The sequence below is a fragment of the Pseudomonas protegens genome (genome assembly GCF_013407925.2).
Taxonomy (GTDB): domain Bacteria; phylum Pseudomonadota; class Gammaproteobacteria; order Pseudomonadales; family Pseudomonadaceae; genus Aquipseudomonas; species Aquipseudomonas fluorescens_AP.
In genome coordinates, this window is sequence record NZ_CP060201.1 from 5,867,925 (window position 1) to 5,894,177 (window position 26,253).

General features: G+C 64.4%; 18 protein-coding genes and 2 riboswitches. Of the genes, 7 read left to right on the forward strand and 11 right to left on the reverse strand.

The window, feature by feature from the left end; translation table 11 throughout:
* The first annotated feature begins 148 nt into the window (after positions 1-148).
* Positions 149-2,782: an MGH1-like glycoside hydrolase domain-containing protein gene (locus GGI48_RS27190; protein WP_179600942.1), complete on the forward strand. Its 2,634-nt coding sequence runs from the start codon at positions 149-151 to the stop codon at positions 2,780-2,782.
* Positions 2,783-2,832: 50 nt separating this feature from the next.
* Here GGI48_RS27190 and GGI48_RS27195 read toward each other — a convergent pair whose 3' ends face one another.
* The 3 genes from GGI48_RS27195 to GGI48_RS27205 all read right to left on the reverse strand — a co-directional run bounded on the left by GGI48_RS27195 (position 2,833) and on the right by GGI48_RS27205 (position 5,886).
* Positions 2,833-4,551 (reverse strand): hydrogenase maturation protein, encoded by a 1,719-nt coding sequence (locus GGI48_RS27195; protein WP_179600944.1) that lies wholly within the window; start codon positions 4,549-4,551, stop codon positions 2,833-2,835.
* A 258-nt stretch (positions 4,552-4,809) separates the two neighbouring features.
* Positions 4,810-5,124 (reverse strand): SCP2 sterol-binding domain-containing protein, encoded by a 315-nt coding sequence (locus GGI48_RS27200; RefSeq protein WP_016966424.1) that lies wholly within the window; start codon positions 5,122-5,124, stop codon positions 4,810-4,812.
* 51 nt (positions 5,125-5,175) lie between these two features.
* The gene (locus tag GGI48_RS27205; protein ID WP_016966423.1) at positions 5,176-5,886 is read right to left on the reverse strand and encodes a histidine phosphatase family protein; all 711 of its coding nucleotides are present in this window, start codon (positions 5,884-5,886) and stop codon (positions 5,176-5,178) included.
* A gap of 203 nt (positions 5,887-6,089) precedes the next feature.
* Between GGI48_RS27205 and sohB the strand changes: the two genes are divergently transcribed.
* Positions 6,090-7,124, forward strand: coding sequence for a protease SohB (sohB, locus tag GGI48_RS27210; RefSeq protein ID WP_179600946.1), 1,035 nt, complete (start codon positions 6,090-6,092; stop codon positions 7,122-7,124).
* 182 nt (positions 7,125-7,306) lie between these two features.
* On the opposite strand, the gene GGI48_RS27215 is transcribed toward sohB, so the two are convergent.
* Positions 7,307-7,801, reverse strand: coding sequence for a DUF934 domain-containing protein (locus GGI48_RS27215; protein WP_016966421.1), 495 nt, complete (start codon positions 7,799-7,801; stop codon positions 7,307-7,309).
* Entirely contained in the window at positions 7,785-9,443 is a 1,659-nt protein-coding gene (locus tag GGI48_RS27220) for a nitrite/sulfite reductase (protein WP_016966420.1), read from the reverse strand. The genes GGI48_RS27215 and GGI48_RS27220 overlap by 17 nt, the downstream gene beginning before the upstream one ends.
* A 503-nt stretch (positions 9,444-9,946) precedes the next feature.
* On the opposite strand from GGI48_RS27220, the gene GGI48_RS27225 reads away from it, so the two are divergent.
* Positions 9,947-11,032, forward strand: a complete 1,086-nt coding sequence (locus GGI48_RS27225) for an ABC transporter substrate-binding protein (protein WP_179600948.1) — start codon at positions 9,947-9,949, stop codon at positions 11,030-11,032.
* A gap of 7 nt (positions 11,033-11,039) precedes the next feature.
* On the opposite strand, the gene GGI48_RS27230 is transcribed toward GGI48_RS27225, so the two are convergent.
* Both GGI48_RS27230 and metH read right to left on the reverse strand, forming a co-directional pair.
* The gene (locus tag GGI48_RS27230; protein ID WP_047305031.1) at positions 11,040-11,261 is read right to left on the reverse strand and encodes a DUF2970 domain-containing protein; all 222 of its coding nucleotides are present in this window, start codon (positions 11,259-11,261) and stop codon (positions 11,040-11,042) included.
* Between the two features lie 139 nt (positions 11,262-11,400).
* Positions 11,401-15,111, reverse strand: coding sequence for a methionine synthase (gene metH, locus GGI48_RS27235; RefSeq protein WP_179600950.1), 3,711 nt, complete (start codon positions 15,109-15,111; stop codon positions 11,401-11,403).
* 155 nt (positions 15,112-15,266) lie between these two features.
* Here metH and GGI48_RS27240 point away from each other — a divergent pair, with 155 nt between their 5' ends.
* Both GGI48_RS27240 and nfuA read left to right on the forward strand, forming a co-directional pair.
* On the forward strand, positions 15,267-17,558 hold the full coding sequence (locus GGI48_RS27240; RefSeq protein WP_016966416.1) for a fatty acid cis/trans isomerase: 2,292 nt from the start codon (positions 15,267-15,269) through the stop codon (positions 17,556-17,558).
* Between the two features lie 143 nt (positions 17,559-17,701).
* Entirely contained in the window at positions 17,702-18,286 is a 585-nt protein-coding gene (gene nfuA, locus GGI48_RS27245) for a Fe-S biogenesis protein NfuA (protein ID WP_016966415.1), read from the forward strand.
* A 174-nt stretch (positions 18,287-18,460) separates the two neighbouring features.
* Here nfuA and cobM read toward each other — a convergent pair whose 3' ends face one another.
* The 4 genes from cobM to GGI48_RS27265 form a co-directional block, all read right to left on the reverse strand.
* Complete coding sequence (gene cobM / locus GGI48_RS27250; RefSeq protein ID WP_179600952.1) at positions 18,461-19,207, reverse strand: precorrin-4 C(11)-methyltransferase; 747 nt, start codon at positions 19,205-19,207, stop codon at positions 18,461-18,463.
* Positions 19,208-19,291: 84 nt separating this feature from the next.
* Positions 19,292-19,705 (reverse strand): cobalamin biosynthesis protein, encoded by a 414-nt coding sequence (locus GGI48_RS27255; RefSeq protein ID WP_179600954.1) that lies wholly within the window; start codon positions 19,703-19,705, stop codon positions 19,292-19,294.
* The gene (locus tag GGI48_RS27260; RefSeq protein ID WP_179600957.1) at positions 19,702-20,403 is read right to left on the reverse strand and encodes a CbtA family protein; all 702 of its coding nucleotides are present in this window, start codon (positions 20,401-20,403) and stop codon (positions 19,702-19,704) included. Before GGI48_RS27260 ends, GGI48_RS27255 begins: the two co-directional genes overlap by 4 nt.
* A gap of 11 nt (positions 20,404-20,414) precedes the next feature.
* The gene (locus GGI48_RS27265; RefSeq protein ID WP_179600959.1) at positions 20,415-20,603 is read right to left on the reverse strand and encodes a CbtB-domain containing protein; all 189 of its coding nucleotides are present in this window, start codon (positions 20,601-20,603) and stop codon (positions 20,415-20,417) included.
* A gap of 96 nt (positions 20,604-20,699) precedes the next feature.
* Positions 20,700-20,932: riboswitch (cobalamin riboswitch) on the reverse strand.
* 73 nt (positions 20,933-21,005) lie between these two features.
* Positions 21,006-21,218, forward strand: a riboswitch (cobalamin riboswitch).
* Between the two features lie 97 nt (positions 21,219-21,315).
* Here GGI48_RS27265 and cobW point away from each other — a divergent pair.
* The gene (cobW, locus tag GGI48_RS27270; RefSeq protein WP_179600961.1) at positions 21,316-22,386 is read left to right on the forward strand and encodes a cobalamin biosynthesis protein CobW; all 1,071 of its coding nucleotides are present in this window, start codon (positions 21,316-21,318) and stop codon (positions 22,384-22,386) included.
* A 3-nt stretch (positions 22,387-22,389) separates the two neighbouring features.
* Positions 22,390-26,163: a cobaltochelatase subunit CobN gene (cobN, locus tag GGI48_RS27275; protein ID WP_179600963.1), complete on the forward strand. Its 3,774-nt coding sequence runs from the start codon at positions 22,390-22,392 to the stop codon at positions 26,161-26,163.
* Positions 26,164-26,253 lie beyond the last annotated feature (90 nt).

Below are 26,253 nucleotides of genomic sequence, written 5' to 3' on the forward strand. Positions count from 1 at the left end.
CGAAAAATTTAACCGCACGGGCTCTGGCACAGGCTTTTCGCGCTGTTTTCGCGGCCTTGGGTTTTCGCACCGTGAAACATTTGTCACGGGGCAGCAAGACGGGCCGCTCCTACACTGCAAGTCACCTCCATGGCCAAGGACACTTCCCATGCCGGCAAAATCCACCAGCAGCATCCTCGATACGGTTGAAGGCCGGCGCCTGCAGGGCAGCGAGGCCGAGCACTGGCGCCAGTGGGGTCCGTACCTCAGCGAGCGGCAGTGGGGCACGGTGCGCGAGGACTACAGCGCCGACGGCGATGCCTGGAGCTACTTCCCCCACGAGCACGCTCGCAGCCGTGCCTACCGCTGGGGCGAGGACGGGCTGGCGGGGTTTTCCGACAAGGCCCAGCACTGGTGCCTGGGGCTGGCGCTGTGGAATGAACACGACAGCATTCTCAAGGAGCGCCTGTTCGGTCTGAACAATGCCGAGGGCAACCACGGCGAGGACGTCAAGGAGCTGTATTTCTACCTCGACGGCGTGCCCAGCCATGCCTATATGCGCATGCTCTACAAGTACCCCCAGGCGGCCTTTCCCTATGCCGATCTGGTGGCGGAAAACGCTCGGCGTGGTCTGTCTGATGCCGAGTACGAGATCCTCGATACCGGGGTGTTCGAGGACAACCGCTACTTCGATGTGACGGTGGAATATGCCAAGCACAGGGCCGATGACATTTTCATGCATGTCACCGTGCGCAACCGCTTTCACCAGCCGGCGCGGCTGCGGGTGCTGCCCCAGGTCTGGGCGCGCAACACCTGGAGCTGGGGTGGCGACGCGCCGCGACCGAGCCTGCGCCTGGAGGGCGACCGGGTGCTGGCGCGGCACGGGCAACTGCCCGAGCGGCAGATCACCGCCTGGGGCGCAGAGCCTTGCCAGTGGCTGTTCTGCAACAACGACAGCAACTTCCCCAAGCTGGACGGGCTGGCGGCGCCGGGGCCGTTCAAGGACGGCATCAACGACTATCTGGTGGATGGACAAGCCAGTGCGGTGGCCTTGGATGGCGGCACCCGGGTGGCGGCGCATTTCGTCCTGGAGCTGGCGGGCGGCGAGAGCAAGCGCCTGTTCCTGCGCTTTGCCCCGGCCGGTAGTGAACCGGTCAGCGCCCGCCAGCTGTTCGAGCAGCGTCGGCGCGAGGCCGATGAGTTCTACGCGGCGCTGCAGCAGGGCATCGAAAGCGCGGATGCGCGCAATGTGCAGCGTCAGGCCCTGGCCGGGCTGCTGTGGTCCAAGCAGCTGTATTACTTCGACGTCAACCAGTGGCTGGACGGCGACCCCGGGCAGCCGGCGCCCCCTAGCGAGCGTGAGCACCTGCGCAACACCCATTGGCGCCATCTGTCCAACTGCGACATCGTTTCCATGCCCGATACCTGGGAATACCCCTGGTACGCCTCCTGGGACCTGGGCTTCCAGGCGGTGGCCCTCGCCCTGATCGATCCCGGCTTTGCCAAGCAGCAGTTATTGCTGTTGGTGAAAGACCGCTTCATGCACCCCAACGGTCAGTTGCCGGCCTACGAGTGGCGCTTCGATGATGCCAACCCACCGGTGCACGCCTGGGCCTGCTGGCGGGTCTATCAGCAGGAAAAGGCCCTGACCGGCGTCGGTGACCTGGACTTTCTCGAACGCATCTTCCACAAGCTGCTGCTGAATTTTTCCTGGTGGGTCAACCGCAAGGACGCCGAGGGCCGCAACCTGTTCCAGGGCGGTTTTCTCGGCCTGGACAATATCGCCCTGTTCGATCGTTCCGCGCCGTTGCCGGAAGGTTTTACCCTGGATCAGGCCGATGGCACGGCCTGGGTCGCGGCCTACGCCCTGGATCTGATGCGCATCGCCCTGGAGCTGGCCAAGCGCAACGGCGTGTACGTGGACATCGCGGTGAAGTTCTTCGAGCACTTCCTGTATATCGCCGGGGCCATCAACCGCGTGGATGAAAGCGCCGAGGGGCTGTGGGACGAACAGGACCAGTTCTTCTACGACGTGCTGCACCGCCCTGATGGGCAGAACGAACCCCTGCGCCTGCGCTCCATCGTCGGCCTGATGCCGCTGTTCGCGGTGCAGGTGCTGGAGCAGCACGAGCACGAGAACCTGCCAGGGCTGGCCCAGCGCCTGTTGGGCTTTTTGCATCATCGTCCGGACTTGGCGAGCCTGGTGTCGCGCTGGTACGAGCCGGGCAAGGGCAACCGCATGCTCCTGGCGCTGTTGCGCGGCGAGCGCACCAAGGACCTGCTCAAGCGCATGCTCGACGACAGTGAGTTCCTCTCGGATTTCGGGATCCGCTCCCTGTCCAAGGCCTTCGAGCAGCCGTTCGTCATGCAGGTGGACGGCAAGCAGCTGTGCGCCCGCTATGTGCCGGCGGAGTCTGATTCACGGCTGTACGGCGGCAACTCCAACTGGCGCGGGCCGCTGTGGATGCCGATCAATTACATGCTGATCGAATCCCTGCGCGAGTTTCATCGCTACTACGACGTCAACTTTTCGGTGGAGTACCCGCAAGGCTCCGGGTATCTGGCGTCCCTGGAGGAAGTGGCCGATGGCTTGAGCCAGCGTCTGGCGCGCTTGTTCCTGCTGGACGAGGACGGGCGCAGGCCGTCCATGAGCGGCTACCCGCAGTTGCAGGTGGCAGCCGAGGACCGCGAGCTGGTGCTGTTCCATGAATACTTTCATGGCGAAACCGGGCGCGGGCTGGGGGCCAGTCACCAGACCGGCTGGACGGCGTTGGTGGCGTTGCTGTTGCAGCCGGGAAAATGAAACCGTCCGGCGCTGAGCCGGGCGGTGACGGGGCGTGCATCGATCGTGGATCAGCCCACCAGGGCGATGTCCTGAGGCTTGGCCCAGGCTTCGATCAGCCGCTCCGGGGTGCAGCAGGTCTTGCGCTTGTAGACGAAGTTGCTGCACTTCTCGGCGAAGCCCTTGCGGTTTTGCACCATGTCCATGTGCATCTCTTCCAGCTCGGCGTTGCGGCAGTGCTGCATCAGCTGCGGGTCGGCGTCCAGCTTGCGCTGGCGCAGGTGCTGGTAGCGCGGGTCGGTGAGGACGCCATTGGCTCGTTGCAGCAGCCACAGGCCGAATTCGTCCGGGCAGCGTGGGCCGATTTCCTGGACCATGCCCATCTGCAGGGCCTGGAGGGCGCTGATGGGCAGGCAGGCTTCGGTCAGCTGCTTGGCCATGGCCTGGCCGACGGCGCGGGGCAGGCTGTAGGTCCAGTATTCGGAGCCGTACAGGCCCATGCTCTTGTAGTGCGGGTTGTAGACGGTATCGGCGCGGGCCAGGACCACGTCCGCGGCCAGGGCCAGCATCAGGCCGCCGGCGCCGGCATTGCCGGTCAGGCCGCTGACCACCAGTTGGCGGGCGCTGAGCAGTTCCAGGCAGACGTCGTCGATGGCCTGGATATTGGCCCAGGCTTCCAGGCCCGGCACTTCGGCGGCCTGGATCACGTTCAGGTGCACGCCGTTGCTGAAGGCGCCGCGGCCGCCGCGTACCAGCAGCACCTGGGTGTCCCGGGCCTTGGCCCAGCGCAGGGCACTGACCAGGCGCTGGCATTGTTCGGTGCTCATGGCGCCGTTGTAGAACTCGAAGGTCAGCTCGCCGACTCGGCCGGATTCGCGGTAGCGGATCGGCTGGTAGGACTCGGTGCTGAACGGGCTGCTGGATACCGACCAGTCCAGTACCGGCACATCGGCCAGGCGTTCGCCGAGTACGTGGCGGGCGGGGCGCTTGAAGGTTTCCTCGCCGGGTTGCGGCTTGAGGCGCAGGGAGCCGATCCACAGGCTGTGATCGCCGCAGGCTACCAGCACGGCGTCGTCGTGCACCGCCAGCAGTTGCCCGGGCATGCCGGTGCGTGAGTCCAGGTGGGCGTCGTAGACGTAGTACTGGCCGCCGGCGAGGCTGGCCAGGACACCGGGCTGGCCGTCGGCGGCGTCGATGCTGCGCTTGATGAATTGTGCGCCGTCGTGCCAGCTGAATGTGCGGTCGCATTGCTTCATGTTCGGCTGCAGGCGGCCGAGCACCGCGGGGTTGTCGTAATCCAGGGGCACGGGGGTAAAGCCGTTGCGGAATTTTTCCACCACGTCGCGGATGCAGTGGATGGCGGCGTCGCTGACCAGGCCGTTGTACAGCTCGGATTTGCGCAGGCCGGCGGGCAGGTTGAATTCATGGGTCGACCAGATCGGCCCGGCGTCCATTTCTTCCACCGCCTGCAACGCGGTGACGCCCCAGCGCTTGAGCTCCTTGCTGATGGCCCAGTCCAGGGCGCTGGCGCCACGGTCGCCGACTATCCCTGGGTGGATGATCACCACCGGGCGCTTGGGGTTGCTCCACAGCTGTTGCGGCACCCGGTCCTTGAGGAACGGGCAGATCACCAGGTCGGCCTCGGCTTCTTCGATCTGCCGGCAGACCTCTTCTTCACCGGTGAACAGCACCACGCTGGGGCGATGCCCGGCCTGGCGCAGGTCGAGCCAGGCGCGTTGGGTCAGGCCGTTGAAGGCGGTGGACAGCAGGATGATCTTCAGTGATCGCATAAGCAGACTCTTCCGTGAGTGATAGCGGTGTGGCAAAGGGCTCCGGCTGTGCCGTCCCTGGCCGCGATGGAGGCGCAAGAGTAGAGGGGGGCTGCTGCGCGAGAGCTGACCGAGATCAATCAAGCGTGCCGCCTGGACGCTGAGCCGCCCAGTGGTATTGATCCAGGGCAAACACGCGGGCTAGAGGCTTTGCGTGGTCCAGAAACGACAAATCCCGCCACAGGGGCGGGATTTGTCTACAGCCGGACCTTGCGGGTCTTAGGCTGGGAACAGCTCGCTCAGTTTCATGGCCAGCATCATGTCGCCTTCGGCGCGCAGTTTGCCGCCCATGAAGGCTTGCATGCCGTCGGTTTCGCCGGTGACGATGCCGTTCAGGGTTTCACCGTCCATGACCAGGGTGACCTGGGCGTCCGGGTTCTCGCCTTCCTTGAGTTCGCAGGTGCTGTCCTTGACCACCAGCGAGAAGTGCTTGGAGTCATCGATGCGGAAACCGAAAACCAGGTCCAGGCCGGCAGCGGCAGCTGGGTTGAACTTGGCTTTCATGGCTTGTACGGCGTCAGCTACGGAGGTCATGGTTCGATCCTTTTATGGGGTGGTTACAGCAAGGGTCACAGTTAGCCGGGCTCAACGGAAGGTGATGAGCTCCGGGGCCTTCAACAGTTGCAGATGGGCATGACCGTTGAAGGAAGCCAAAGACACCTCGCGCCCGCGGAACTTCAGCTGGTTGAGCGAGGTGTTGACGATTTGCCAATTCAGTTCGAACGCCTGCTGGGCGGGCATCCGGGTGATCAGGTGGAGCAGGGCGGTGATGGTGCCGCCGGAGGTGAACACGGCGATCTTCTGTTGATTGTTGGCCGCTTCGAGAATCCGCTGCAGGCCGCCCTGGACCCGCTCGACGAAGCCCAGCCAGCTTTCCAGTCCAGGCGGATCGTAGGTGCCGGCCAGCCAGCGTTGGATGATCAGGGCGAAGATGCGCTGGAACTCGGCGCGGTTCTGCGCGGCATTGCGCAGGATATTCAGGGCTTCGGGTTCCTGGGGCAGCAGATCGGGCAGCAGGGCGCGGATGATGGCATCGGCGTCGAATTCGTTAAAGGCGGAATCGATTTCCAGGGACGGTTGGCCAACACCGGCGGCGCTCATCTGTTCCATGGCGGTGTGTGCGGTGTGCTGCTGGCGACGCAGGTCGCCGGACAGGCAGCGATCGAAGCGGATGCCCAGCGCCGCCAGATGCTCGCCGAGCACTGCAGCCTGGCGCACGCCGGTGGCGGACAACACGTCGTAGTCGTCTGCACCGAAAGAGGCTTGGCCATGTCGAATCAGATAGATGCTGCCCACGTCCGTGTCGTCCCGGTACGTTGAAAGTTTTGCGAGGTTATGAGGATGCCGGTGAGCTGTCAATGAAAAAACATACGCTTGTTTGAAATGCTTGTTGGAGCCTCGTAACACGAGGTTTCGCGACTGGTGGCCGACCGGTCGCGCCGGTATGCTTTAGCCCATTGCGCTGCCGGTTGGCAGCGGTTCATGTTTGAGGAGTCCCTGTGGAGTTTTTCGCCGAATACGCCAGTTTCCTGGCCAAGACCGTGACCCTGGTGGTTGCCATCCTGGTGGTGCTGATCACTGCCGCTGCGCTGCGCAGCAAGGGCCGCCGCAAGGGGGTGGGGCAGTTGCAGGTCAGCAAGCTGAATGATTTCTACAAGGACCTGCGCGAGCGCCTGGAGCAGAGCCTGCTGGACAAGGATCAGCTCAAGGCCCTGCGCAAGGCCCAGAGCAAGACTGAAAAGAGCCAGAAGAAGCAGAAGAAACAGCCAGCCGAAGCCAAACCCCGGGTCTTCGTGCTGGACTTCAATGGCGATATCAAGGCCTCCGCCACTGAAGGCCTGCGCCACGAGATCACCGCCTTGCTGAGCCTGGCCACGCCCAAGGATGAGGTGGTGCTGCGCCTGGAAAGCGGTGGCGGCATGGTCCACAGCTACGGGCTGGCCTCCTCGCAGCTGGCGCGTATCCGCCAGGCCGGGGTGCCGCTGACGGTGTGCATCGACAAGGTGGCGGCCAGTGGCGGCTACATGATGGCTTGCATCGGCGAGAAGATTATCAGCGCGCCGTTCGCCATCCTCGGTTCCATCGGCGTGGTGGCCCAGCTGCCCAACGTCAACCGCCTGCTGAAAAAACACGACATCGATTTTGAAGTGCTCACCGCCGGCGAGTACAAGCGCACCCTGACGGTATTTGGCGAGAACACCGAGAAGGGCCGGGAGAAGTTCCAGGAAGACCTGGACGTGACCCATCAGTTGTTCAAGAACTTCGTGTCCCGCTATCGCCCGCAATTGGCCATTGATGAAGTGGCCACCGGTGAAGTCTGGCTGGGCGTGGCAGCGCAAGAGAAGTTGCTGGTGGACGAGCTGCAGACCAGCGATGAGTACCTGGCGGAAAAAGCCAAGAATGCCGAGGTGTTCCACCTGCACTATGCCGAGCGCAAGAGTCTGCAGGAACGCGTAGGCCTGGCCGCCAGCGGTTCCATCGACCGCGTGCTGCTGACCTGGTGGAGCCGCCTGACCCAACAGCGCTTCTGGTAACCCTCGAATTGAGGGCGCCGGCTCTGTAGGAGCTGGCTTGCCAGCGAAGGCGGCCGCAAGGTTTGTACAAGGCTCAAGGGCCCCTTCGCCGGCAAGCCGGCTCCTACAGTGGTTGGCAGAGCCGATACAAAAAAAGCCCTGAACCGGGAAACCGGTTCAGGGCTTTTTGTTGGCGCCAGGCTTTAGCGGCGACGGAACAGCGGCAGCGGTTCGTCGGTGGCGGCCTGGTAGGTCACCGAGAAGTCCTTGAGGCTTTCCAGGGCTTCGTAGGGGTCCTTGTCGGCCCGCAGGGCATAGGCGTCGAAGCCGCAGCGGTGCAGGTAGAACAGCTGGTCGCGCAACACGTCGCCAATCGCTCGCAGTTCGCCTTTGTAGCCATAACGGTCACGCAGCAGGCGGGCGTTGGAGTAGTTGCGGCCATCGGTGAAGGCCGGGAAGTTCAGGGCAATCACCTGGAAATGCTCGACGTCGTCACCGATTTCCTCGGCTTCTTCGTCCGCATCCAGCCATACACCCAGACCGCCGTCGCGGGCCTTGAGGGCGTGAGCATGATCGCGCCACAGGGCCAACGGCACGATCAGGTCGTCGCAGTTGGAGATGCCGTCGAGGGTCGCGTCCTTGGGCAGCAAGTGCCAGGTTTCGTCGATGACCTCGTTGTTCTTAATGATTCGCTGCATAGACGCGCTCCTTGAAGAGGTCGATGCCAATACGTTGATAGGTGTCGATGAAGCGTTCGTCTTCGGTACGTTGTTCCACGTACACGTCGATCAGCTTCGAGATCACGTCGGGCATGTCGTCCTGGGCGAAGGACGGGCCGAGGATCTTGCCCAGGCTGGCGTCGCGGCTGGCGCTGCCACCCAGGGACACCTGGTAGAACTCCTCGCCTTTCTTGTCCACCCCGAGGATGCCGATGTGGCCGACGTGGTGGTGACCGCAGGCGTTCATGCAGCCGGAGATGTTCAGGTCCAGCTCGCCGATGTCGAACAGGTAGTCCAGGTCGTCGAAACGGCGCTGGATCGATTCGGCGATCGGGATCGACTTGGCGTTGGCCAGGGAGCAGAAGTCGCCGCCCGGGCAGCAGATGATGTCGGTCAGCAGGCCAATGTTCGGTGTAGCAAAGCCGTTTTCACGCAGCTCGCCCCACAGGGTGAACAGTTGGCTTTGCTCGACGTCCGCGAGAATCACGTTTTGTTCATGGGAGGTGCGCAACTGGCCGAAGCTGTAGCGGTCGGCCAGGTCGGCGATGGCATCGAACTGCTTGTCGGTGACATCCCCCGGCGCCACGCCGGTAGGTTTGAGCGACAGGGTCACGGCCACGTAGCCCGGCTTCTTGTGGGCCAGGGTATTGCGCGCGCGCCAGCGGGCGAAGCCCGGGTGCTGTTTGTCCAGGGCCGCCAGTTCGGCGTCCTGGTTGCTCAGGGCTTTGTAGTCGGGGTCGACGAAGTGCTTGGCCACGCGATGCACTTCGGCTTCGGTGAGGGTGGTCTGGCCGCCGCGCAGGTGGACCATTTCCGCCTCGACCTTCTCGGCGAACACTTCAGGGGTCAGGGCCTTGACCAGGATCTTGATCCGCGCCTTGTACTTGTTGTCACGGCGGCCATAGCGGTTGTAGACCCGCAGGATGGCGTCGAGGTAGCTCAGCAGGTCCTGCCATGGCAGGAACTCGTTGATGAAGGCGCCGACCACCGGAGTGCGGCCCAGGCCACCGCCCACCAGGACCCGGAAGCCCAGCTCGCCGGCGGCGTTGTACACCGGCTCCAGGCCGATGTCGTGGACTTCGATGGCTGCGCGGTCGGACGTCGAGCCATTGATGGCGATCTTGAACTTGCGCGGCAGGTAGGCGAATTCGGGGTGGAAGGTGGTCCACTGGCGGACGATCTCGCACCAGGGGCGCGGGTCGATCAGCTCGTCGGCCGCGACCCCGGCGAACTGGTCGGTGGTGACGTTGCGCAGGCAGTTGCCGCTGGTCTGGATCGCGTGCATCTGCACGGTGGCCAGCTCGGCGAGGATGTCCGGCACGTCTTCCAGGGCCGGCCAGTTGAACTGCACGTTCTGCCGGGTACTGATGTGCGCGTAGCCTTTGTCGTAGTCGCGGGCGATCTTGGCCATCATCCGCGCTTGGCGCGAGGTCAGTTGGCCGTAGGGCACGGCGACCCGCAGCATCGGGGCAAAACGTTGGATATAGAGGCCATTCTGCAGACGCAGGGGGCGGAATTCTTCTTCGCTCAGCTCGCCTGCCAGATAGCGTCGGGTCTGATCACGGAACTGCTTGACGCGGTCCTCGATGATCCGCTGATCGTACTCGTCGTATACGTACATATAGGTCCAGTTCTCAGGCTACAGGTGGCACACCAGCGCACACGCTCAACGCCACCCATGTAAGCAAATCTGCGCGCACGGCCGCGCACTCCCTTCAGAGCCGGCGAACGATACCAGTTTGTGGTTATGCGCAAAAGTGATGTTTGAGTATATGAAAAGAACCAAAACGACTAACGGTAGGGGAGATCCAGTAACCCCATTTGTGGTAGGGGCAATCCTGAGCTTAACTGTGATCGTGTCTTTGAGCCGTCACCAACAAAATCTACTAGAGGCGATGCTATGAGCCATCCAACCAAAACAAGGAAAAGTGACAGTAGCGTTGATGCATGGGCCATTCTCTTTCTGATCATTCTGGTCGTGGGGACGGCCGTGTTTTGGGTCAGTCACCAGTAGTCGAGTCCAATCCAAGAGCCCGAATTGTCGGACAATCATGACAATTTGCCGCCGTTGGCCAGTACGTTGCCAGTTATACTGCCTGGGATAATTCTGGGGCTCTTCTCGCAATGTTCAAGGTTCTGTTCAAGTGCTTGCTGTTTCTGAGTCTGCCGTTCTGGGCAGTGGCTCAGGCGACATCCGTGGTGTTCCTCAATCCCGGCAATTCAACGGAAACCTTCTGGGTCAGCTATTCGCAATTCATGCAGGCCGCCGCCCGGGATCTGGGCATGGATCTGCAGATTCTCTATGGCGAGCGCAATCCCCAGAACTCGCTCGATCAGGCCCGGGAGCTGTTTCAGCGGGCGCACAAGCCCGATTACCTGATGCTGGTCAACGAACAGTATGTTGCGCCACAGATCCTGCGCATGTCTCAGGGCACCGGGGTCAAGCTGTTCATTGTCAACAGTCCGCTGACCGAAGATCAGCGGGCCTTGATCAGCCAGAGCCGCAGCAGTTACTCCGACTGGATTGGCAGCATGATGGGCAACGACGAAGAGGCCGGCTATCGGATGCTCAACGAGCTGTTGCGCAAGCACGGCCCTTTGCCTGAAGGGCAGACCATCGACTTGCTGGCGTTCTCCGGGGTGAAAGTCACGCCGGCGGCGCAGTTGCGCGAGCAAGGGCTGCGTCGCGCCCTGGCGGAGCATCCTCAGGTGCGTCTGCGGCAGATGGTCTATGGCGAGTGGAACCGGCAGCGAGCCTACGAACAGGCGCATCAATTGCTGCAGCGCTATCCGCAGACGCAACTGGTCTGGTCGGCCAACGACGAAATGGCCCTGGGGGCCATGCGGGCTGCCCGGGAGCTGGGCCGCAAGCCGGGGGGCGACCTGCTGTTCAGCGGGCTCAACAGTTCGCCCGAGGCCTTGCGGGCCTTGATCGACGGGCAGTTATCAGTGCTGATGGCCGGGCATTTCACGATCGGTGGCTGGGCCCTGGTGGCCCTGCATGACGATGCGCTGGGGCTGGATCCCCGGCGCCTGGGCGGGCCCGACTGGCAATTGTCGCTGTTCCAGTCATTGACCCGCGCTCAAGCCCAGCAGCTCTTGCGCTTTGGCGATCAGGTCGGGGACCGTGTCGACTTTCACGGGCTGTCCGCCCAGGGCAAGCCAGACAGCTATCGCTATCCCTTCGGTTTGCAGCTGTTGCTGCGCTGACCCGGTTTCAGGCCCCTGCCAGGTGCATCGCCAGATTGGCGATGCCCAATAGCACCAGGACAAACAGGGCGGTGAAGACAATGCCCAGCACGATGAAGTGACTGGGCTTGCCGTGGCTGAAGTCCCGGGCGCGATTTTTTCCGCTTTGCACGCCAAAGGCCGCCGCCAGCACGCTTTGCAGCATCTGCAGGAAGGTGGGCGGTTGCTGGTCGTTGCTTGGATCGTCCATAAATCCCTCGACACGGTGGGGTGTCAACAGAGCATAGACAATGCGGCCTGTGAGGGCGGACGGGTATGGCAAGCGGCTTGCCAGCGAAGCAGCCCCGGGGGCCGCCTGCGCCAACAAGCCGGCTTCTAGCGCCTCTGGATCAGTTGTCGTAGCCCAGGTTCGGCGCCAGCCAGCGCTCGCTCACGGCCAGGTCCTGGCCTTTGCGCTCGGTGTAGCTCTGCACCTGGTCCTTATCGACCTTGCCCACGGCGAAGTACTGCGCCTGCGGGTGGGCGAAGTACCAGCCGCTGACCGCCGCCGCCGGGAACATGGCGAAGTGCTCAGTGAGGAACACGCCACTGCGGCCGGCATGGCCTTCGCTGGCCTCGGGGTCGAGCAGGGCGAACAGGGTGCTCTTCTCGGTGTGATCCGGGCAGGCCGGGTAGCCCGGGGCAGGGCGGATACCGCTGTACTGCTCCTTGATCAGTGCCTCGTTGTCCAGTTGCTCGTCCTTGGCATAGCCCCAGTAGTCCTTACGCACCTGCTGGTGCAGCCACTCGGCGCAGGCCTCGGCCAGGCGGTCGGCCAGGGCCTTGACCATGATCGAGTTGTAGTCGTCGCCGGCGTCCTGGTAGGCCTTGGCCACTTCCTCGGCGCCGATCCCGGCGGTGGTGATGAAGCCGCCCACGTAATCGGTGATGCCGCTGTCCTTGGGCGCGACGAAGTCGGCCAGGGAGAAGTTCGGCTTGCCGTCGGTCTTGATGATCTGCTGGCGCAGGTGGTGCAGGCGCGCCAGGGGCTGGCCGTCGTCACCGTAGACTTCCAGGTCGTCGTCCTGCACCTGGTTGGCCGGCCAGAAGCCGAACACGGCGCGGGCGCTGATCAGTTTTTCGTTGATCAGCTTGTCGAGCATCTCCCGGGCGTCCTTATACAGGGCGGTAGCGGCTTCACCCACCACCTCGTCCTCAAGGATGCGCGGGAACTTGCCGGCCAGGTCCCAGGAGATGAAGAACGGCGTCCAGTCGATGTATTCGGCCAGCACCTTGAGGTCGATGTTGTCCAGCACCCGGGCGCCGGTGAAGGTCGGCTTGACCGGCTGGTAGCTGCTCCAGTCGAACTGCGGCTTCTTGGCGATGGCCGCGGCGTAGCTCAGGCGCTCGGTACGGGCGCTGCGGTTGGCGGTGCGCTCGCGCACTTCGACGTATTCCTCGCGGGTCTTCTGCACGAAGCCGGCCTTGAGCTCCTTGGACAGCAACTGGGTGGCCACGCCCACCGCGCGGGAGGCGTCGGTGACGTAGACCACCGCGTCATTGCTGTACTTGGGCTCGATCTTCACCGCGGTGTGGGCCTTGGAGGTGGTGGCGCCACCGATCATCAGCGGCAGGTGGAAATCCTGGCGCTGCATCTCGCGGGCGACGTGGACCATCTCGTCCAGGGACGGGGTGATCAGCCCGGACAGGCCGATGATGTCGCACTGCTGCTCCTTGGCCACCTGGAGGATCTTCTCCGCCGGCACCATCACCCCGAGGTCGACGATGTCGTAGCCGTTGCAGCCCAGGACCACGCCGACGATGTTCTTGCCGATGTCGTGCACGTCGCCCTTGACCGTGGCCATGAGGATCTTGCCCTTGGCTTCCGGCTTGTCGCCTTTTTCCAGCTCGATAAACGGAATCAGGTGGGCCACCGCCTGCTTCATTACCCGGGCGGACTTCACCACCTGGGGCAGGAACATCTTGCCGGCGCCGAACAGGTCGCCGACCACGTTCATGCCGGACATCAGCGGGCCTTCGATGACTTCGATCGGGCGGCTGAAACTCAGGCGCGACTCTTCGGTGTCTTCGACGATATGGGTGGTGATGCCCTTGACCAGGGCGTGTTCCAGGCGCTTGTTGACGTCCCAGCTGCGCCATTCCTCGGTTTCCGCTTCCTTGACGCTGCCGTCGCCCTTGAACTGGTCGGCGATCGCCAGCAGCGCGTCGGTGCCGTTCGGCGTGCGGTTGAGCACCACGTCTTCCACGGCGTCGCGCAGCTGCTGCGGGATCTGGTCGTAGATCTCCAGCTGGCCGGCGTTGACGATGCCCATGGTCAGGCCGTTGCGGATCGCATACAGCAGGAACACCGAGTGGATCGCCTCGCGCACCGGGTTGTTGCCGCGGAACGAGAACGACACGTTGGACACGCCGCCGGAGCTCAGGGCGTAGGGCAGCTCGTCGCGGATGTAGGCGCAGGCGTTGATGAAGTCCACCGCGTAGTTGTTGTGTTCCTCGATACCGGTGGCCACGGCGAAGATGTTCGGGTCGAAGATGATGTCTTCCGGCGGGAAGCCCACTTCATTGACCAGGATGTCGTAGGAGCGCTTGCAGATTTCCTTCTTGCGCGCCTCGGTGTCGGCCTGGCCGACCTCGTCGAAGGCCATCACCACCACCGCGGCGCCGTAGCGCTTGCACAGTTTGGCGTGGTGAATGAACTGCTCCACGCCTTCCTTCATGCTGATGGAGTTGACGATGCCCTTGCCCTGGATGCACTTGAGGCCGGCTTCGATCACTTCCCACTTGGAGGAGTCGATCATGATCGGCACGCGGGAGATGTCCGGCTCGCCGGCGATCAGATTGAGGAAGGTCACCATAGCCTTCTTCGAATCCAGCATCCCTTCGTCCATGTTGATGTCGATCACCTGGGCGCCGGCTTCCACCTGCTGCAGGGCGACTTCCAGGGCCTCGGTGTAGTTGTCCTCGCGGATCAGTCGGGCGAATTTCGCCGAGCCGGTGATGTTGGTGCGTTCACCGACGTTCACGAACAGCGAGTTGCGATCGATGGTGAAGGGCTCCAGGCCCGACAGGCGGCAGGCCTTGGGAATGTCCGGGATCTGTCGCGGGGCGTAGCCGGCCACCGCTTTGGCGATGGCGGCAATGTGCCCCGGGGTGGTGCCGCAGCAGCCGCCGACGATGTTCAGGAAGCCGCTCTGGGCGAACTCCTCGATGACCTTGGCGGTTTGTTCCGGCAACTCGTCGTATTCGCCGAATTCGTTGGGCAGGCCGGCGTTGGGGTGCGCCGAGACGTGGGTGCTGGCCTTGTTCGACAGCTCTTCCAGGTACGGGCGTAGTTCGCTGGCGCCCAGGGCGCAGTTCAGGCCTACCGAGATCGGCTTGGCGTGGGCCACGGAGTTCCAGAAGGCCTCGGTGGTCTGGCCCGACAGGGTCCGCCCGGAGGCATCGGTGATGGTTCCGGAAATCATGATCGGCAGTTCGAAGCCCAACTCCTCGAACACGCCCTGCACGGCGAAGATCGCTGCCTTGGCGTTCAAGGTGTCGAAGATGGTCTCGATCAGGATCAGGTCGGCGCCGCCTTCGATCAGGCCCTTGGTGGCCTCGGTGTAGTTCTCCACCAGTTCATCGAAGGTGACGTTGCGGTAACCGGGGTTGTTGACGTCCGGCGACAGCGAGCAGGTGCGGCTGGTCGGGCCCAGGACACCGGCGACGAAACGCGGCTTGTCCGGGTTCTCCTGGGTCTTGGCGTCGGCCACCTTGCGGGCCAGTCGTGCGCCCTCTAGGTTTAATTCGTAGGCCAGTTCTTCCATGCCGTAATCGGCCATGGAAATGCGCGTGGCGTTGAAAGTGTTGGTTTCCAGGATGTCGGCGCCGGCATCCAGATAGGCTTTTTCGATGCCGCCGATCACGTCCGGGCGGGTGATCACCAACAGGTCGTTGTTGCCCTTGACGTCGCTGGGCCAGTCGGCGAAGCGCTTGCCACGGTAGTCCTGCTCTTCGAGCTTGTAGCTCTGGATCATGGTGCCCATGCCGCCATCGAGAATCAGAATGCGCTCTTTGAGGGCTTGCTTAAGAGCGTGGAGGCGAGCACTGCGATCAGACATGAGAACTACCTGGTAGGGCCATTACGAAGGGCGTGGATCATAGCAAACCTGCATGGTTTTGCGGCATGTGCGGGTTTTGCATGAATATCGCTCATGTTGGTGGCCGGGCGACATCGGTAGAATCGCGGCGTTTTTTTACTTTCGGGACCAGGGACATGCCGTACCGTTTTGTCGTTGCCAGCGCTTTGCTGCTGCTCAGTTCATGGTGCATGGCCCAAGGTCCGGCACCGGCCATTTCCTACACCCGCGACATCCAGCCGATCTTTACCGAGAAGTGCGTGGCCTGCCATGCCTGCTACGACTCTGCCTGTCAGCTCAACCTGGGCAGCGGCGAGGGGGCCGGGCGCGGCGCGTCGAAGATTCCGGTGTACGACGGCGAGCGCAGTCAGGCGCAGGCACCAACCCGGCTGTTCTATGACGCCAGCGGCAAGGCGGCCTGGCAGCGCCAGGGCTTTTATTCGGTGCTCGACGCCCAGGGCAGCCAGGCGGCGCTGATGGCGCGGATGCTCGAACTCGGTCATCGCACCCCGCTGCAACCCAACGCCAAGCTACCCAGTGACATCGCCCTGGGCCTGAGCCGGGAAAACATGTGTCCGCAGCCGGCGGAGTTCGACGCCTATGCCGGCGCCCACCCGAAAGAGGGCATGCCGCTGGCGGTCACCGGCCTCACCGACCAGCAATACCAGACCCTGCAGCGCTGGCTGGCTTCCGGCGCGCCGATCGACGAACAGGGCCTGGCCCCCAGTGCCCGGGAAAGCCTGCAAGTGGCGCAGTGGGAGAACCTGCTCAACGCCCCCGGCGCCCGGGAAAGCCTGGTGGCGCGCTGGCTCTACGAGCACTGGTTCCTCGCCCATATCTATTTTGAAGGCGGCGAGCCGGGGCACTTCTTCCAGTGGGTGCGCTCGCGTACCCCCAGCGGCCAGCCGATCGACCTGATCAACACCCGCCGCCCCAACGACGACCCGGGCACCCAGGTGTATTACCGCCTGTGGCCGGTGCAAGGGGTGATCGTGCACAAGACCCACATCACCTACCCGTTGAGCGCGGCGAAGATGGCCCGGGTCAAGACCCTGTTCTACAGCGGCGACTGGCAGGTCACCGCCTTGCCGGGCTACGGGCCGGCGCGCCGGGCCAACCCGTTCGAAACCTTCGAAGCGATTCCGGCCAAGGCCCGCTACCAGTTCATGCTGGATAACGCCGAGTACTTCGTGCGCACCTTTATTCGTGGCCCGGTGTGTCGCGGGCAGATCGCCACCGATGTGATTCGCGATAATTTCTGGGCGCTGTTCCAGGCCCCGGAACACGACCTGTACATCACCGATCCGGCCTATCGCGGCCAGGCCACGCCACTGCTGGCCATGCCCGGGCAGAACGACGACGTCGGCAGCGTGCTCAGCCTGTGGCTGGCCTACCGCGACAAGCGCAACGAATACGAGGCCCTGCGCCGCGACTTTTATGCCCATGCCCCGGCACCGAGCTGGTCGAGCCTGTGGGCCGGCAACGACAACGCGTTGCTGAGCATCTTCCGCCACTTCGACAGTGCCTCGGTGACCAAGGGCCTGATCGGCGAGGTGCCGCAAACGATGTGGCTGTTCGACTACCCGCTGCTGGAGCGCACCTACTATCAGCTGGCGGTGAATTTCGACGTGTTCGGCAACGTCTCCCACCAGGCCCAGACCCGGTTGTACTTCGACCTGATCCGCAACGGCGCCGAGCAGAACTTCCTGCGCCTGATGCCTGCCGGCACCCGCGAGGACTTCCTCGACGATTGGTACCAGAACAGCGGCAAGTTCAAGATGTGGCTGGATTACGAGTCCATCGACGACGGCAAGCGCAGCGCGCTGAAGCTCGACCCCAAGGACCCGAAAAAGGACTTCGCCAAGCAGTTGCTGGCCCGCTACGGCGAGCTCAACGCCAAGCCGGACCCGATCAACCGCTGTGACGGCGCCTACTGTTCGCGCCCGAACATCGACCCGGCGCTGCAGGATGCCGAACAGGCCCTGAGCCGCCTGGCGTCGCGTCCGGCGGCGGGGCTCAAGGTCATCGAGCAGTTGCCGGAGGCGACCCTGCTGCGGGTCCAGGCCCCGAGCGGCAAGCGCGAGTTCTACAGCATGCTGCGCAACCGCGCCCACAGTAACGTGGCCTTCATGCTCGGCGAGTCGCTGCGTTACCAGCCGGGCCTGGACACCCTGACGATTTTCCCGGGGATTCTCAGCAGTTACCCGAACTTCATGTTCAACGTTCCGGCCGAGCAGGTGCCGGCCTTTGTCGATGCGCTGCAGGCGGTGAGCGATGGCGCAAGTTTCGAGAAGGTCGTCGAGCGCTGGGGCATCCGCCGCAGCCATCCGCAGTTCTGGCAGTACTTTCACGATCAGACCCGCTACCTGCAGGAAGTCGATCCGCTGGAAGCCGGGGTCATGGACATGAACCGTTACGAAAACCTCTGAGATAGAGCCGTCATCGGTCCTCGGGACGCCCGCTGGCGGGCCCCCGGGGCGCCCTATACCAAGGTCTATCCCGACAAAAATACTAGGACTTTGTCAGCGGCGTCGATTGGCGTAAACTGCGCCCACGTCTGCGAGGAACCACCATGAGCGCCATAACCATTACCGACGCCGCCCACGATTATCTGGCTGATCTGCTGTCCAAGCAGAACACCCCGGGGATCGGCATCCGCATCTTCATCACCCAGCCAGGGACTCAGTACGCCGAGACCTGCATCGCCTATTGCAAGCCGGGCGAAGAGAAACCCGAAGACAAGGCCCTGGGCCTGAAAAGCTTCACCGCCTACATCGACGCCTTCAGCGAAGCTTTCCTCGATGACGCGGTGGTCGACTACGCCACCGACCGCATGGGCGGCCAGCTGACCATCAAGGCGCCCAACGCCAAGGTGCCGATGGTCAATGCCGACAGCCCGATCAACGAGCGCATCAACTACTACCTGCAAACCGAGATCAACCCCGGGCTGGCCAGCCACGGCGGCCAGGTCAGTCTGATCGACGTCGTTGACGACGGCATCGCCGTGCTGCAATTCGGCGGTGGTTGCCAGGGCTGCGGCCAGGCCGACGTCACCTTGAAGGAAGGTATCGAACGCACCCTGCTTGAGCGCATCCCTGAGCTCAAGGGCGTGCGCGACGTCACCGACCACACGCAGAAAGAAAACGCCTACTACTAAGGCGTTCGCTGCCAACAAAAAAACGGCGCCCCGTGAGCGCCGTTTTTTTATGCCCGCAGCCCGCACCCCGAATAAGCCTCCGTAGGAGCCGGCTTGCCGGCGAAAGGGCCCTCAAGCCTTGCACGATGCCAAGATCGCTTTCGCTGGCAAGCCAGCTCCTACGCAGGATGTGTGTCAGGGGCGGTAGAGGTGTGCGTGCCCGGCGCGGTACAGCGATGACTCGCTGAAAACATCCGTGGCCAGCACCCGGCCTACCAGGATCAGCGCCGTGCGCCGGAAGCCCTTGGCCGCGACTTTGTCGGCAATGTCCGCCAGGGTGCCCAGGGCCCAGTCCTGGTCCGGCCAGGTAGCCCGGTGCACCACGGCAATCGGGCAGTCGGCGCCGTAATGGGGCAGCAGTTCGGCGACGATCTTCTCCAGGTGGTTGACCCCCAGGTGAATCGCCATGGTGGCGCCGTGGGCCGCGAGGCTGGCGAATTCTTCACCGGCCGGCATGGCGGTCTTGTCCGCATAGCGGGTCAGGATCACGCTCTGGGACACATCCGGCAGGGTCAGTTCGGCCCCCAGCAATGCGGCGCAGGCGGCGGTGGCGGTGACGCCAGGGATGATCTCGAAGGGAATGCCCAGCTCCCGCAGGCAGCGAATCTGTTCGCCAATGGCGCCGTACAGGCTCGGGTCGCCGGAATGCACCCGGGCCACATCCTGGCCCTGGTCGTGGGCGTGCCTGATCGCCTCGATGATCTGTTCCAGGTGCAGCTCGGCGCTGTTGATCACTCGTATCGCGCTGTGACCTTCGAGGACGGCCTCGGGCACCAGCGAGCCGGCATAGATGATCACCGGGCAGCGATGGATCAGGCGCTGGCCCTTGACGGTGATCAGCTCCGGGTCGCCGGGGCCGGCACCGATGAAATAGACAGTCATGGCTGTGTCCTGTGCAAAAAAAAGGCGGGAGCAGAGCGGCAGATGAACAACGCTCATGTTCGAAGAAGGGAATTGTCGGCGATTCTACCGGGCAGTGGCCAATGCCAGGGTGGCCTGGGCGCATTTTTGCCTGGGAACCAGCAGTTCGGCCGGGCCAGCGGACAGCAGTTCAGCCAGTGCCAGGGCGGCGCTTTCAGCGACGCCATAGCAGCCACTGTGCTCGAAGGCGATGGGCGAACGATGGCTCAGGCGCGGGGCATAAGGCGCCAGTTGACTGCTGCTGAAGCACGTCAGCGGCAGGGCCAGCTGTTCTGCCAGTTGTAGCAGTCCGGGTTCGTTGCGCTTGAGGTCGATACTGGCCAGGGCCAGCAATTGCCCGCTCTCCAGGCCGTGGGCTTGCAGCACCTGCTCAAGCAGGGCGCGCAGCGTGGTCACCGAGCAGCCTTTCTGGCAGCCCAGGCCGACCACCAGGGTCGGCGCTGCGCGCCTTTCGATCATGCCGGGTACAGGTCCGTGTTCTTGCGTCGGAACAGCCAGGCGCTGATCAGCCCGAGGGCCAGCCAGAACGCCGCATTGGTCAACTGCGAGGCGATCTTGAACTGCGCTTCCAGCTCTTCCGGGGCCAGCATCGAATGCACTAGCGGCTGTGGCGCGCCGATCACATGGGGCACGGCGATGATGGCTGCGCCGAGGATCTTCAGCAGCCAGTTCTGGGCGAACACGATCAGGGCAATACCCACCGCAGTGGAAGCGGCGGTGCCGACCCACCAGATCTGCCGTTGCGCCAGGTCGGCGGCAGCGGTGCCCGGCAACTCCGGTGGCAGGCCCAGGGTTGGCGCCAGGCAGAAGGTCGCATAACCGGCCAGTCCCCAGAGCAGGCCCTGAGAGACGCGATTGGGCGCGCGCAGGGTATAGAGCCCGGCCAGCATCAGGGCGAAGCCGACCGCCACCACCAGATTGCCGCCGGTGGTGGACAGGGTGCGCTGCCAGCCGTCTTCCGGCTCCCAGGCCTCGGCATCATGGCTGTGACCGGCCATGGCGCCTTCGGCGTGTTCGTGGACTTCGGCCGCCGGGGCCTTTTCATAGGTTTCCGCCTGCAGAATCAGCGGGGCGACCCAGAAGCTTTGCAGCAGGGTCAGCAACAGGGCGGCCAGCAACCCGGTGAACCCCGCGGTTTGCGCGATACGCTTGATCATGTCGGCGGTTCTCAGTGGCAAGGGAAGGCAGCGCTGTGGCGGGTATCGTGGGCCGCGTTGTGCACCGCTTCGATATGGGAAAAACCGGCGAAGTACACCAGGCAGGCGCCGAGGATCGAAGCGCCGATGGCGGCCACCAGGCGTTGGCTCAGGGTGGAGGTGCTGCTGGCGGAATGGCTGGTGCTGCTGATGATCGACATGGCGCTTCCCTTTTGGAGTATCGGCAGGGAGCAGCGCAGGAAAACCCCGCGTGAGGAGCACGCAGGGTTTGCAACAGCGCCCGCCCACCGCGGGTTTGTTATGTAAGTGTTGCGGGCCGGTCTCCGGGCTCGCGAGGGGCAGGGGCCGACTCATGTCGTACCGTGCCGAAAAGTGTCACCTTCCCATGCCGTGGCACAGTGGATCTGACACTTCGCTCGCTTACCGTTGCGGGGGCAGCACCGGACTGGCCACGGCTTTTTAGTTAAGCACGTGATTCACCGGTTTCCCGTTTCACCCTGTGAAGGGCACCCGTAACAAGGCGCGTAGCAAATCACGGGCGGGGCGAGGCCGTCAATTGCGGACGCCGACGCATTGCCGATTGACCGTCCCCCGCGCTCTGCGTAGCCTTGCGCGTTCGAGGTTCTTCGGCCAGCGGTCGAAGCTAAGAAGGGAACGCGGTCGATGCCGCGGCTGCCCCCGCAACTGTGAAGGGTTTCATTTCTGCAAGGCCACTGCATTGGCGTCCACAACGCCTGCGGGAAGGCGCAGAAACCGCCAGTCCAATGACTGGCAAGCCCTCAGCCAGGAGACCTGCCTCGATCCCAGATTCTCACTACAACCGGGCGGGGTGATCCGGTGGCGAAATCTCCGCGCGCCTCTGCGCTGCGGCTCTCGTCCCGTATGCCCGCCACCTTTGCCAAGGGGCATCCGATGAAAACACTGGCCAAACTTCCCGTCACCATCGTCACCGGCTTCCTTGGCTCGGGTAAGACCACCTTGCTGCGGCACATGCTGGACAACGCCCAGGGCCGGCGCATCGCGGTGATCGTCAACGAGTTCGGCGAGCTGGGCATCGACGGCGAGATCCTCAAGCAATGCGCCATCGGCTGCACCGAGGAAGAGGCCAGCGGTCGTGTCTACGAGCTGGCCAACGGTTGCCTGTGCTGCACCGTGCAGGAAGAGTTCTTCCCGGTGATGCGCGAACTGGTGGCGCGTCGCGGCGACCTGGACCACATCCTTATCGAAACTTCCGGCCTGGCCCTGCCCAAGCCCCTGGTCCAGGCCTTCCAGTGGCCGGAAATCCGCAGCGCCTGCACCGTCGACGCGGTGATCACCGTGGTCGACAGCCCGGCCGTGGCCGCCGGCACCTTCGCCGCGTTCCCCGAGCAAGTGGACGCCCAGCGCAAGCTCGACCCCAACCTGGACCACGAATCGCCGCTGCACGAGCTGTTCGCCGACCAGCTGTCCAGCGCCGACCTGGTGATCCTCAACAAGACCGACCTGATCAACCCCGAAGACCTGGCCAAGGTGCGCCTGGAAGTGGCCGAGGAGCTGCCGCCGGCGGTGAAAGTCATCGAAGCCAGCAGCGGCCGCCTGCCCCTGGACGTGCTGCTGGGCCTGGGCGCCGGTTCCGAGGAACACATCGACGGCCGCCACAGCCACCACGACCATCACCACGACGGCGATGACGATCACGACGACCACGATCACGACGCCTTCGACTCCATCTCCATCGAGCTGCCCCAGGCCGACGAAAGCCTGCTGCTGGACGCCCTGACCCAGCTGGTGGTCAAGCACGGCATCCTGCGGGTCAAGGGCTTTGCCGCGATCCCCAACAAGCCGATGCGCCTGCTGATCCAGGGCGTGGGCACGCGCTTCGACAAGCACTTCGACCGCAAGTGGGGCGCTGACGAAGCCCGCACCACGCGCCTGGTGCTGATCGGCCAGGAACTGGACGCCGCCCAACTCGAAGCGCAACTGCGCGCCGCCCTCAGCGTGTAAGCCATGCACCTGCTCAGGACCCAGCCCGGCGGTTTCGTCTCGGATGACAACATTGCCGACCTTGGACAAACCCCCGCCGAGCTGGTGATCCTGTGCAGCGGCGATTCCAGCCTGGCGCTGCTGGCCGATGCCGCCGAGCAGTTGCCCGAGGATTACCCGAGCTTTCGCCTGGCCAACCCGATGCAGGTGCAGAACCACGCCTCGGTGGATCTGTATGTGGATCAGGTGCTGCGCCACGCCAAGGTCATCCTGATTTCCCTGCACGGCGGCATCGGCTACTGGCGTTACGGCGTCGAGCGGCTGGTGGAGCTGTCCCTGCGCGGGGTGCAGTTGATCCTGGTGCCGGGGGACGACCGCCCGGACCCGGAACTCAGCGACCTGAGCACCGTGGGCCCCGTCGAGCGCGATCGCCTGTGGCAGTTCCTGCGCCAGGGCGGGCGCGACAACGCGCTGAATTTCTATCGCTGCCTGGCCAGCGGCCTGCTGGGGCGCGACTACCCCTGGAGCGAACCGCAAACCCTGCCACGCACGGCGATCTATCACCCACACAAAAGCCAGGCCACTCTCAGCGACTGGCAGGCTGATTGGCAGCCGGGGCAAGCCGTGGCCGCGCTGCTGTTCTACCGCTCCCACCTGCAAGCGGCCAACACCGGCTTTATCGACCTGTTCTGCCAGCGTTTGCAGGCGGCAGGGCTCAATCCGTTGCCGATCGCCGTGGCCAGCCTCAAGGAGCCCGGCTGCCTGAGCCAGGTGGAAGACTGGCTGGATGCAACCGCGGCCGGGGTGATCCTCAATACCACCGGCTTTGCCCAGTCCAGCCCTGAGGCCCCGCACCTGCGGCCGTTCCGGCGCAACATTCCGGTGATCCAGGCGATCTGCGCCCAGGACAACGAGCCCGGCTGGCGCGACAGCGAGCAGGGCCTGGGCCCGCGAGACCTGGCCATGCACATCGCCTTGCCGGAACTGGACGGGCGCATCATCAGCCGGCCCATCAGCTTCAAGGACCTGGCCTGGCGCAGCGAGCGCAGCCAGTCGGACGTGGTGTGCTACCGCGGCCAGCCCGAGCGCATGGATTTCGTCGCCGAACTGGCCCGGCGCTGGGTCGAGCTGGGGCGCCTGGACAACGGCCACAAGCGCATTGCCCTGGTGTTGGCCAACTACCCGACCCGCGACGGGCGCATTGGCAACGGCGTCGGCCTGGACACCCCGGCGGCGGCGCTGAACATCCTCAAGGCGCTGCACGCCGAAGGCTATCCGCTGCCGGCCGAACTGCCGGCCAGCGGCACCGAGTTGATCCAGCGGTTGCTCGGCGGGGTCAGCAACGACCTGGACAGCATTGACCTGCGTCCGTGCCAGCAAAGCCTGGCCCTGGATGACTACGCGCTGATGTTCCAGGCCCTGCCCGAGGCCAACCGCGAGGCGGTGCTGCAGCGCTGGGGCGCACCGCAGCAAGACCCGATGTGCCGCGATGGGCGGATGATGATCGCCGGCCTGCGCTTTGGCCTGACCTTCGTCGGCATCCAGCCGGCCCGGGGTTATCAGGTGGACCCCAGCGCGGTCTACCACGACCCGGATCTGGTGCCGCCCCACGGCTACCTGGCGTTCTACTTCTGGCTGCGCCAGGCCTACGGCGCCCATGCGCTGATCCACGTCGGCAAGCACGGCAACCTGGAATGGCTGCCGGGCAAGGGCGTCGGCCTCTCGGAAAACTGCTGGCCGGATGCGCTGCTGGGGCCGCTGCCGAACATCTACCCGTTCATCGTCAACGACCCGGGGGAGGGCGCCCAGGCCAAGCGCCGCACCCAGGCGGTGATCATCGACCACCTGATGCCGCCGCTGACCCGTGCCGAAACCTACGGCCCGCTGCGTAACCTGGAGCTGCTGGCGGACGAGTACTACGAAGCCCAACTGCTGGACCCACGTCGCGCCCGCGAGCTGCAACGGGACATCCTGCAACTGGTGCGCGAAACCCATATCGACCGCGAGCTGCAACTGGAAGGCGCGCTCGACAGCGACGCCGATGCGGCGATCTGGCTGCCGCGCCTGGACACCTACCTGTGCGACCTCAAGGAGTCGCAGATCCGCGATGGTCTGCATGTGTTCGGCGAATCCCCCGAGGGCCGCCTGCGCCTCGACACCCTGCTGGCCCTGCTGCGCATTCCCCGGGGCGATGGCAAGGGCGCCCATGCCAGCCTGCTGCGGGCCTTGGCCAAGGCCTTCGAGCTGGGCTTCGATCCGCTGGATTGCGCCCTGGCCGAACCCTGGACCGGGCGCCGCCCGCAACCGTTGCGGCAGATCAGCGAGGCGCTGTGGCGCACCGCCGGCGACGTGCGCGAGCGCCTGGAGCTGTATGCCGCCGAGTTGATCGAGGCGGCGCTCCAGGGCCCGGTGGCGCAGTTGGATGAACCCGGCTGGGAGCCGGTGCAGAGCATTATCGACGGCTTGCGCGAGGTGGTCGCGCCGCGCCTGGACGCCTGCGGCCCGGCGGAAATGCACGGCCTGCTGGAGGCACTGAACGGGCGTTTTGTCCCCGCCGGACCCAGCGGCGCACCCAGCCGTGGCCGTCTGGACGTGCTGCCCACCGGGCGCAACTTCTATTCGGTGGATGTGCGCAACCTGCCCACCACCACCGCCTGGCGCATCGGTTTCCAGTCGGCCAACCTGATCCTCGAACGCCACCTGCAGGACCACGGCGATCACCTGCTGCAACTGGGCCTGTCGGTGTGGGGCACCGCGACCATGCGCACCGGCGGCGACGACATCGCCCAGGCCATGGCCCTGATGGGCGTGCGTCCGGTGTGGGCCACCGGCAGCCAGCGGGTCGATGACTTTGAGATCCTGCCCTTGAGCCTGCTGGACCGGCCACGGGTCGACGTGACCCTGCGGGTGTCCGGGTTCTTCCGCGACGCCTTCGCCAACCTGATCCGCCTGTTCGACGCGGCGGTGCAAGCGGTGGCGGCCCTCGATGAGCCCGAGGACATGAATCCGCTGGCGGCCAGGGTCCGCGCCGAGCGCGAGGCCTTGATCGCCTCGGGCCTGGAGCAGGACGCGGCCGCGCGTCAGGCCGGCTGGCGGATTTTCGGTGCCAAACCCGGGGCTTATGGCGCCGGGGTCCAGGGCGCCATCGACGGTCGCCTTTGGCAGAGCCGCGAAGACCTGGCCGAGGTCTACCTGAACTGGGGCGGCTACGCCTATGGCGGCAGCGATGAGGGCACCGCCGCCCGCGAGCAGTTCGCCACCCGCCTGAGCCAGGTGCAGGCGGTGCTACAGAATCAGGACAACCGCGAGCACGACCTGCTCGATTCCAACGACTACTACCAGTTCCAGGGCGGCATGCTGGCGGCGGTGGAAAGCCTCAGCGGGGCCAAGGCTGCCAGCTACCACGGCGACCACAGCCAGCCGGACCTGCCGAAGATCCGCACCCTCAAGGAAGAACTGAACCGGGTGATCCGCTCCCGGGCGGCCAATCCGAAGTGGATCGAAGGGGTCAAGCGCCATGGCTACAAGGGCGCCTTCGAAATGGCCGCGACCCTGGACAACCTGTTCGCCTTCGACGCCACCACCGAGCTGATCGACGATCACCAGTACGCCTTGCTGGCCGATGCCTATCTGCTGGACGACTCGACCCGCGAGTTCGTCCGCCAGCATAATCCCCACGCCCTGCGCGACATGACCGAGCGCCTGCTGGAGGCCCAGCAGCGCGGCTTGTGGCAAGAGCCCGGCGATTATCGTGAAGCCCTGGAGCACCTGCTGCTGGATATAGAAGAAGATTCCTGACGCGGCGAGTGCTGCGCACTCGATCGCGAGCAAGCTCGCTCCTACAGGGCTGGCATTGCCGTTGTAGGAGCGAGCTTGCTCGCGAAAGCG

Bases quoted from the DNA above. Each gene is read 5' to 3' on its own strand.
- GGI48_RS27225 (WP_179600948.1), top strand. From the start codon at position 9,947: ATGTTCAAGGTTCTGTTCAAGTGCTTGCTGTTTCTGAGTCTGCCGTTC.
- GGI48_RS27240 (WP_016966416.1), top strand. From the start codon at position 15,267: ATGCCGTACCGTTTTGTCGTTGCCAGCGCTTTGCTGCTGCTCAGTTCA.
- GGI48_RS27230 (WP_047305031.1), bottom strand. From the start codon at position 11,261: ATGGACGATCCAAGCAACGACCAGCAACCGCCCACCTTCCTGCAGATG.
- cobN (WP_179600963.1), top strand. From the start codon at position 22,390: ATGCACCTGCTCAGGACCCAGCCCGGCGGTTTCGTCTCGGATGACAAC.
- nfuA (WP_016966415.1), top strand. From the start codon at position 17,702: ATGAGCGCCATAACCATTACCGACGCCGCCCACGATTATCTGGCTGAT.
- GGI48_RS27195 (WP_179600944.1), bottom strand. From the start codon at position 4,551: ATGCGATCACTGAAGATCATCCTGCTGTCCACCGCCTTCAACGGCCTG.
- GGI48_RS27190 (WP_179600942.1), top strand. From the start codon at position 149: ATGCCGGCAAAATCCACCAGCAGCATCCTCGATACGGTTGAAGGCCGG.
- GGI48_RS27200 (WP_016966424.1), bottom strand. From the start codon at position 5,124: ATGACCTCCGTAGCTGACGCCGTACAAGCCATGAAAGCCAAGTTCAAC.
- GGI48_RS27215 (WP_016966421.1), bottom strand. From the start codon at position 7,801: ATGCAGCGAATCATTAAGAACAACGAGGTCATCGACGAAACCTGGCAC.
- GGI48_RS27220 (WP_016966420.1), bottom strand. From the start codon at position 9,443: ATGTACGTATACGACGAGTACGATCAGCGGATCATCGAGGACCGCGTC.
- GGI48_RS27265 (WP_179600959.1), bottom strand. From the start codon at position 20,603: ATGTCGATCATCAGCAGCACCAGCCATTCCGCCAGCAGCACCTCCACC.
- cobM (WP_179600952.1), bottom strand. From the start codon at position 19,207: ATGACTGTCTATTTCATCGGTGCCGGCCCCGGCGACCCGGAGCTGATC.
- metH (WP_179600950.1), bottom strand. From the start codon at position 15,111: ATGTCTGATCGCAGTGCTCGCCTCCACGCTCTTAAGCAAGCCCTCAAA.
- GGI48_RS27255 (WP_179600954.1), bottom strand. From the start codon at position 19,705: ATGATCGAAAGGCGCGCAGCGCCGACCCTGGTGGTCGGCCTGGGCTGC.
- cobW (WP_179600961.1), top strand. From the start codon at position 21,316: ATGAAAACACTGGCCAAACTTCCCGTCACCATCGTCACCGGCTTCCTT.
- GGI48_RS27260 (WP_179600957.1), bottom strand. From the start codon at position 20,403: ATGATCAAGCGTATCGCGCAAACCGCGGGGTTCACCGGGTTGCTGGCC.